At 37.0% G+C, this 7,458-nt stretch carries 7 protein-coding genes and 1 tRNA gene; 1 reads left to right on the top strand and 7 read right to left on the bottom strand.

Features of this window, described 5'->3' with window-relative positions:
- Positions 1-74: 74 nt before the first annotated feature.
- The 6 genes from F3H01_RS08990 to F3H01_RS08965 form a co-directional block, all read right to left on the bottom strand.
- Positions 75-150 (bottom strand) — tRNA-Phe (locus F3H01_RS08990).
- A 162-nt stretch (positions 151-312) separates the two neighbouring features.
- Positions 313-1,089, bottom strand: a complete 777-nt coding sequence (locus F3H01_RS08985; protein ID WP_149725552.1) for an energy transducer TonB — start codon at positions 1,087-1,089, stop codon at positions 313-315.
- Positions 1,064-1,447, bottom strand: coding sequence for a TonB system transport protein ExbD (gene exbD / locus F3H01_RS08980; RefSeq protein ID WP_072593836.1), 384 nt, complete (start codon positions 1,445-1,447; stop codon positions 1,064-1,066). The genes F3H01_RS08985 and exbD overlap by 26 nt, the downstream gene beginning before the upstream one ends.
- A complete protein-coding gene (exbB, locus tag F3H01_RS08975; protein WP_021090579.1) occupies positions 1,434-1,862 on the bottom strand; it encodes a TonB-system energizer ExbB in 429 nt (142 codons plus the stop codon). Before exbB ends, exbD begins: the two co-directional genes overlap by 14 nt.
- A 134-nt stretch (positions 1,863-1,996) precedes the next feature.
- Positions 1,997-2,941: a lipopolysaccharide heptosyltransferase II gene (waaF, locus tag F3H01_RS08970; RefSeq protein ID WP_149725551.1), complete on the bottom strand. Its 945-nt coding sequence runs from the start codon at positions 2,939-2,941 to the stop codon at positions 1,997-1,999.
- Positions 2,938-3,981, bottom strand: coding sequence for a glycosyltransferase family 4 protein (locus F3H01_RS08965; protein WP_149725550.1), 1,044 nt, complete (start codon positions 3,979-3,981; stop codon positions 2,938-2,940). Before F3H01_RS08965 ends, waaF begins: the two co-directional genes overlap by 4 nt.
- 116 nt (positions 3,982-4,097) lie before the next feature.
- Between F3H01_RS08965 and polA the strand changes: the two genes are divergently transcribed.
- Positions 4,098-6,734: a DNA polymerase I gene (gene polA, locus F3H01_RS08960; RefSeq protein WP_149725549.1), complete on the top strand. Its 2,637-nt coding sequence runs from the start codon at positions 4,098-4,100 to the stop codon at positions 6,732-6,734.
- A gap of 74 nt (positions 6,735-6,808) precedes the next feature.
- On the opposite strand, the gene F3H01_RS08955 is transcribed toward polA, so the two are convergent.
- On the bottom strand, positions 6,809-7,207 hold the full coding sequence (locus tag F3H01_RS08955; protein WP_223155404.1) for a ribosomal maturation YjgA family protein: 399 nt from the start codon (positions 7,205-7,207) through the stop codon (positions 6,809-6,811).
- Positions 7,208-7,458: the final 251 nt, after the last annotated feature.

Genomic DNA, 7,458 nt, shown 5'->3' with positions numbered 1-7,458 from the left:
TAGTATAAAAGCCTTGTAAATACGAAATTTAATAGAACCAAGAGAAAAATGATTGATGTTTAAGGAAAGGTTAATGGTGGTTAGAGGCAGAATCGAACTGCCGACACGCAGATTTTCAGTCTGCTGCTCTACCGACTGAGCTATCCAACCACTCGTTAAAGAAAGTCAGATTATACATGTTTAATATTTAAAGCAAGTTTAAAATACACACTTTTTTAAATAAAATAAGTTATGTTTTTCTATTTTGGCTTGAAATATAAAAGAAATTCTACAAAGCAGATAATAAATTACGAGCTTAAATAAGCTTGTAATTTATTTTAGTGTATATGAAATAGGAAAGCGCAGATAGCGATCTTGTTTAGGCTTTGGAAACTCAGAACTTGCTCTTTGAATATTTTCTAAAGCACCATTATCAAGCGACTCAAAACCAGAGCTTTTACTAACTTTAAGTTCATCTATACTGCCGTCTTGCTTGAGTAAAAACCTAACTTCTACAACACCTTGATGCTTCATACGCCTTGCATTATTTGGGTAACTTTTATGCCTCTTAACTGCAATTATAACCTTTGTAAAATCTTCATCACCTTGTGAATTTGATAAATTTAGCTCAGGTGTTACATTTTGAACTGGAGCTGCAGCGATAGACTTGTTATTGGCTGGTAAATTTGTATTTACACTAGCTGGCGGTACAATAGGCTGCACTGGCTGAGCAATTACCGGTTCAGGCTTGGGCTCTATTTTTTTCTCTTTTTTAGGCTCTACCTTTTTTATTTCACGCTTTGGTTTCTCCAACTTTTTAGGTTCAGGTTTTGGTTCTGGCTTTGGCTCAGGTTTTGGTGGCTCTGGCGGTGGTGGTGGAGCTGGTGGAGTTGGCTCTGGGGTAAGCATTTGCTCCGCTATTTGAGGTGCTGAGACTTGTGGCACTGGAGTAAATGAATTAAGAGCTATTTTTATCGGTTTTTGCTCACCTATTTTTATTTCGTTAAAATCATGTGAAAGCAAAAAATATACTGCTGCTCCATGCACTATAAGCGAAACAGCTAAGCCACTGTAATTTGAAATTTTATTCAGAGATTGTTTGGATTGCAAAATTTTCGTGGCCCTTCTCTTTTAATATATCAATTACTTTGACGAAGCTATCAAATTTCGAATTTTTATCGCTTTTTAGTTCGATCAATGTCTTTATATCAACTGCATTTAACTTATCTTTAAGTTCGTTCTCAGAAATTTCTACATCATCTATAAAAAATTTATTATCCTTATCAATTACTACACTTACTTTTTTATCGTCCTCTTTGCTTTGCTCAGCACTGTTTGCACTTGGAAGATCAATAGCTATCTTACCTTGAGCAATAAAAGTCGAAATACTAAGCACGATAGCAAGCAAAACAAGCATAATATCAATAAATGGGACAATATTTAACCCATCTTTTTTATTTAGACGCATTTTCAGCCTTGTATCTATTTAGCATTACATCTACTTTTCTGACAAAACCATTGTAAATCATCAAAGTTGGTATCGCCACAAGTAGTCCAAAAGCAGTTGCTTTTAGCGCAAGAGAGAGGCCGACCATTATGCTTTTAGTATCGATCCCGCCTGCCATACCCATATCATAAAATGTGATCATAATTCCAGCAACTGTACCAAGAAGTCCTACATATGGTGCATTTGAGTAGATAATGTAAAGCGTGGTTAAATTTTTGGTTAGTGCCTCTTCAAGCGCTTCGATACTTTTGTAACCTTTTATATCAACACGTGAATAAAAAATAATGCGCTCAATCGTATACCAAAGTACAAAAAAACTCATAATGCCTAAAATCGCAATAATTACATGATCAATGTGATGTTTAATTAGCTCCATAATACCTTCTTAGTAAAAATTTTTGCGTGATTATAGCTATATTGATAACCAATGTCAAATATTTAGTAAAAATGTAATCAAATAAAAACTAAAATTTTTAATTTTGTATGTATATATTTAATATTTTTAGAATTTCAAAAATTTAATTTCTTTCTTAATAGCTCTATTTCAGTGATGACCATTTTTGGCGTAAGCTCCTTCATGCAGGCATGTGTTTTTATGGGACACACTCGCTTCATGCATGGCATACACTCTAAATTTAAGTGCACTATCTTTGCACTTTCATCTCGCCATGGGCTAGTCTCATTAAATTTAGTCGGTCCAAAAAGAGCCACAAGTGGCACTTTATAGGCAGCTGCGATATGCATAGGACCACTATCATTTGTCAAAAAGATACCATTTTTTATAGAGCCTATTAGTTCACAAAGCTCTTTTATGCTAGTTTTTCCAGCCAAATTTTCACATTTCATACCATTTTGTAAGAGTATTTGCTCGATTTCATTGCAAATTTCAAGCTCGGCTTTTGAGCCAGTGATCTTTACATCAAATTCATCTTTAAAGTGCAATGCAACCTCTGCAAAATAGTGCGGATACCACCTTTTGGCACTTCCGTAGCTAGCACCTGGATTTAGCACGAGGAGCTTTTGCTCACTTTTTTTAGCTTCATAGTAAATTTTTAGTTCGTTTGAAATTTCTTTTAAATTTAGGCATTGCTTTATGAAATTTAGGTATTTCTGCACCTGATGCAAGCTCTCGCTACTCTTTTTAAAGCAAAATTTTTGCGTTGCTTTTAGAAAAAATAGCAAAAATTTACTAGCAAATGAGCTTCTAAAGCTAATAGCGATATCAAATTTTCCAAGCTTTCTAGCTGTTTTTATAAGGCTTAAATATCTTGAGCTTTGCTTTTTACTATCGTCAATAACTACTTTTTCGCACTTTGGATGTGATTTGTAAAGCTCACAGGCCACATAAGAGCCAAAAAATACAATATTTTTAGCATTTTTACTTAAATTTTCTATCGCCGCACTCGCCATCACAGCGTCTCCAAGCCAAGTTGGAAGCTCTATAAACACTCTCACTTTTGCTCCAAATTTAGCACTTCGTTTATGATTTCAAGAGTTTTGCTTGCATTTTCTTCTATACTAAATTTTTGTGAAAGTAAAAATGACTTCTCTTGCAGCTCTCTCATCATCTCATTATCATTAAGCACCTGCTCCACTAGCTCCAGTATACTTTCATCATTTGGTTCACTCATGACAAAACGATTTTCTAAAATTTCAGCTGCCCCATTTTGAGCCGTTGTAAAGACAATATTTTTAAAGCTAAGTGCCTCTAGAACGACATTTGAAAATGGTTCGTAGTGTGTTGGAAATATAAAAATATCACTTGCTTCATAAAATTTTGCAGTCATTTTTTGCTCACCTGTAAAAAATGCCTTTATCTTTAGCTTTTTTGCTAGTTTCTTATATGAATTTAAATTTTTATCTTTGCCTACTATTAGCGCATTTACTGGCGTTTTTAGCTTTGAGACAAGAAGCAAAAAGTCCTTTGCTCCTTTTCTTTTAAAGCCATTTCCGACAAAAAGCACAATTGGTAAATTGTAATCGAGTCCAAATTCTTCGCATACGCTAAGTTTTGCTTCGCCCTTTTCCACTTTTTGCGGTAAATTTATACCGTTGTAAATGGTAACAATTTTTGACTCGTCGATACCGTAGGCCGAAATGATTTGCTCTCTTATGTAGTTTGAATTTGCGATTATCTTTTTAGAATTTTTAAAGCAACGTTTTTCTAGATACGGATAGACAAAATTTAGAGGATTAACCCACCAAAATGGCTTTGTGGCACGATAAATTTTATGCACGCCGTCCCCTGCTCTGTAAATATCTGCACAGCTTACTCGCTCCAAACTAAAATATACCTCATCGCTTTGTTTCTGGCGTTTTACCTGTGCGTTAAATCTCAAAGCCTTTTTCCATGATGAGATCCTAGCCTCTCCTAGATATGAGCGTATAGATGTGTCTATACCTACGTCTTTTAGGGCTTTAGTAAGCCTTCTTAAATAGCGTTCGGCACCACCGACTGCATTTGGATTGATACGTAAAAAAACTATTTTTTTCATGACCTCAAAGCTTTTTTTTGTGATTTTTTATTTGTAATGTCCGCCATAATATCAAAAATTTTTATAAATCAGCCTATTTTTTGCCTAAATTTCATAAAATTACGCAAAGGATAAAAATGAAAACACTTACGATTATTGACACTTTTGGTTTCTTTTTTAGGCTCTACTACGCCATGAGCGGACTTAAAAACCGCGAGGGCAAGCCAAGTGGAATGATAAGTGGCTTTGCAAATTTTATAGCAAGCCTTAAGGATGAATACCAAAGCGACTATCTCATCTTTGCACTTGACAGCAAAGGCAAGACCTTACGTCACGAAATTTTAGGTGATTACAAAGCAAATAGGAACGAGCCGCCAGCTCAGCTAAAAGAACAGCTTCCAGTCTGCATAGATATGATAGAAAAAATGGGGCTTTACAGCCTTAGCCGCGAGGGCTATGAGGCCGATGACATCATCGCAAGTGCAGTTAAATTTTGCAAAGACAAAGATATATTTGTGCGAATAGTCACCCACGATAAAGACCTCTATCAGCTCATAGAAGATGGCAAAGTGAGCATCTACAGCCCACAAAGCAAGATCGATCATGATAGTGCAAGCTGCTTTGAAAAGTATGGCATCTATCCAGCTCAAGTAAGGGACTTTCTAGCGATTGCAGGCGATAGCTCAGACAACATCCCAGGTGTCAAAGGTATCGGCGCAGTGGGAGCTAAGAAGCTTTTGGCCGAGTATGGAAGCTTAGAGGGAATTTATGAAAATTTAGCTCTTCTTAGAAACGAGCGCACTAAAAATATGCTTGCTGCCGCAAAAGAAGAAGCATTTTTGAGCAAAAAACTAGCCACTTTATTTGATGATGCAGTTAGTTCGCTTGATCTTGAGCACTCAAAATTTCCAGAGCAAAATCCTCTGATAAATATCTCAGAAATTTTAAAAGAGTACGATCTAAATAGGCTTCTTAAGAGCTTGCAAAAAGAGGAAAATGCCGAATTTAAGCTTGGCTTTAGAGCAAATTTACTCCTTGATGAGGCTAGCATTGAAAAGCTACTTGCTGACATCACGCCTGAAACTATCGTCGCATTTGACACGGAGACGACCGGCGTTGATAGCAAGAGTGCAAAGATCGTTGGCTTTAGCTTTTGCTTTAACGACGAGGACGCCTACTACGTGCCGGTTGCTCACAACTACCTTGGTGCGCCGCAGCAAATTAGCCTAAAATTTGCCAATTGGGCGATAGGTCAAATTTACAAAGGCTGCGTGATCGGACAAAATTTAAAATATGACTTTGAGATTGTGAAAAACAACCTAGGTCTAAATCCTCCAGCAAATTTTAAAGACACAATGATCCTTGCTTGGCTTAGCGATCCAAACTCAAGCGTTGGCATGGATGCACTGGCAAAGAGGCTCTACGACTACGACACGATAAAATTTGAAGATATGGTCAAAAAGGGGCAGACCTTTGGCGATGTGCCGCTAGAAAATGCAGCCAAATACGCGAGCGAGGACGCTTGGATAACGCTTAAATTTTATAAAACTTTTTTAAACACGCTTGATAAAAATTTACTAGCCCTTGCCGATACGCACGAGTTTCCTTTTATCCTCACGCTCTTTGACATGGAGCAAAACGGTATCAAGATAAATGAATCCAAAATGCAAAAGCTTATCCTTGAAAACGACACCAAACTAAAGGCACTAACAAGTGAAATTTACGAGCTAAGCGGCGAAAATTTCAACATAAACTCAGTAAAACAGCTTGGCGTCATACTTTTTGAGCACTTAAAGCTTCCAACCAAAAAGAAGACAAAAACTGGCTATAGCACCGATGAGAGCGTGCTAGCTGAGCTCATAGACGCTCACCCAGTGATTGAGAAAATTTTAGCTTACAGAGAGCTTTACAAACTGCAAAGCACCTACTGCGAGCCACTTTTAGCGCTTGCGAAAAAGGATGAGGGCTCACGAATTTACACAAGCTTTTTGCAAACTGGCACAAGCACTGGCAGGCTTTCAAGTAAAAATCCAAATTTGCAAAATATCCCAGCTCGTGGCAGCCTCGCAAAGGACGTCAGAGAGTGCTTTGAGGCGCGCGATGGGTATAGCTTTGTGGGGCTTGACTACAGCCAGATCGAGCTTAGACTGCTAGCTCACTTTAGCCGTGATCCTGCACTTCTTGAGGCGTTTAAAAATGATGAGGATATCCACGCAAGGACGGCTATTAGCATATTTGGTAGCAGCGACGGGCAAAATAGAGCCGTGGCAAAGAGTATAAATTTTGGCCTCATTTATGGCATGGGCTCAAGCAAACTAGCAAATCAAGTAAATATCACAAGAGCAGAGGCAAAAGAGTATATAGAGCGCTATTTTAAGGCGTTTGAGACGATAAAAGAGTTTTTAGAGAGCATAAAAATTTCAGCTAAAAATGATGGCTTTGTGCAGACACTACTTGGCAGGAGGCGCTACTTTGACTTTAAAAGTGCCACACCTATGCAAATAGCAATGTTTGAGCGCGAAGCGGTAAATACAGTCTTTCAAGGCTCTGCGGCAGATTTAGTTAAGATGGCGATGGTAAAAGTTAGAGCAAATTTAGATGAAAATGCAAAAATGTTACTTCAGATCCACGACGAGCTTATCTTTGAAGTAAAAGACGAGGTTGCACAGGAATTTGGCAGGGCAACACAAAAGACGATGGAGGAAATTTACACGCTAAATGTGCCACTTAAAACATCGCTAAATATCGCCAAAAACTGGGGTGAGCTAAAATAAACGGATAAATTTGCTGGAGTTTTTAATATGATTAGCTCCTTCTTTATACTTAAAAATAAAGTTGTAATTTATCACTATATCTTTGGACTTTTATACTTTTGCAGAAAGCAAATGACATCAATCAAATAAGCCAGTAAGCAGCCCAACGCGTAACATACGATGTCGCTAACGTCAAAAGTTCCGCCAAAGACTATGCGTATTATTAAATTATGAATATCTAAAATTTCAAGTACTTTAAAGTATTGTAAAATTTCTATAAATAGTGAGAAAGCAAATATTTCAAATGCTAAAATTTTTGGTGTAGTTTTAAACATGGCTCGTCCAAATGCATAAAGCATCACCGTAACTAGCACATCACCCAAGTAATGGCGCACGAAGCCACCTTTGACAAAAACTGCTATATAAATTTCGATTGCCAAAATCACGACTGCTACGACTAAAAAGAACAATCTAGCTCGCAAGCTATGTCTCATTTTCTCGTATTGAAAAGATTTGTATATTTTTCGTTTTACTTGCATTTTTTTATTTATTTGAAATTTTACTTTTTTTACAAATTAGAAATGATATCCATACCATCTTTAAAGCCAGGATTGTGCTGGATATATTTTTCGCCCACAAATGTATTTACAACTTCTGCCTTATGCTCGTTAAAAAGAGCATTCCATTAGGCTTTACTTGAAATGGCCAAAACCCAGCTATTTCATGAATTGTAACAGATAATAGC

It is taken from the genome of Campylobacter concisus, from assembly GCF_902460875.1.
GTDB lineage: Bacteria > Campylobacterota > Campylobacteria > Campylobacterales > Campylobacteraceae > Campylobacter_A > Campylobacter_A concisus_AA.
The sequence above is the reverse complement of the archived record's forward strand: the minus strand, read 5'-3'. Positions and strand labels throughout refer to the sequence as shown.